Here is a 1,055-nt window from a genome sequence, read left to right as displayed (position 1 = left end):
CGGCATGTTCGCGATCTGAATGACCTGTCCAGGAATCGGCGGTGTCTCCCGTCTGTCCGGTTTGCCATGGGAAGCCATGGAGCTCGAGAGCGGCGGTGGCTTTCTTGTGGGCGCGGCGGCCGGAGGAGATGTAGCGGTAGCCAGCGCGGCGGATCGCGTTGATCACGGCGCCTCGGAAGATCGCGAGGGCTGCCGGGACACGGCCGGTCCGGCTGCTGCTGGCGTCTTCACCGAAGGTCACGTCTCGGACATAATGCTGCTTGACCTCGATGTGCCAATGGCCGCGGGCAAGGTCGGCGAGCAGGGCGGGTTCGGCCTGTTCGGCGGTGACGCCGATGATCATGTAGATGGTCTCGCAGGTCGGGGCCTTGTCCTTCTCCTTGCGCCAGCGGTGGATCCTGATCGCCTGGGTGGCGTGCGGGAAGTCGAGGCCGGCGACGGTGGCGACCTCGAGGGTGCGGGTCTCGTCCCGGCCGTGGCCGTGGTCACGGGTGGTGTCGCCGGTCGGGACGTCGGCCCAGGGCAGGGCGGCCAGGACGTCTTTCAACATCGGCTGGCTACCCTTGATCACGGTAAAGTAGTGGGCGTTCTTCTCGGTGACCAGCCAGTCGAGGTTGGCCCGCACGGTGTGCATCGCGTCGAACGTCAGCATCTTCCCCGTCAGGTCGAGGCGTTCGAGCAGAGGGCGGAACGCGGTAGTCTCGTTGCTCTTGCTGTCGACGCTGGTGGTGTCGCGCAGCCACTCGGTGACCGCAGCCACCCGATCATGCCCCGCCGCCGTCAACGCGCACAGCCACACCGCCGCCAGGCACGACAGCGGGTAGATCCGACCCTGCCGCGAACGGTGATCCGGCACCGCGGCCAGCCGTTCCCAGATCCCCTCGCGCGACACGCCACCGGCTCCCACCACACCGGCCGCAGCGCGCGACAATGCGCCAACAGGCACGCCGCACTCCAGACCACGAAGACTTAGACACCTCCGTGATCTACAAGCGGTGTGCCTGTCCCTTTCTCCGCGACACGTGGCCCGCCGGTGTCCACCCCCGCAAAGGGGA

1 protein-coding gene is annotated in these 1,055 nt (G+C 67.5%); it reads right to left on the bottom strand.

The window, feature by feature from the left end:
* Window positions 1-946: ISAs1 family transposase (locus AC08OQ_RS17895; RefSeq protein ID WP_476612228.1), on the bottom strand; the 946-nt coding region annotated here is incomplete at its 3' end.
* Window positions 947-1,055 lie beyond the last annotated feature (109 nt).

The organism is Frankia sp. CcCS3 (assembly GCF_977927575.1).
Note: the sequence above shows the minus strand (reverse complement) of the source record. Positions and strands in the feature narration are given on the sequence as shown.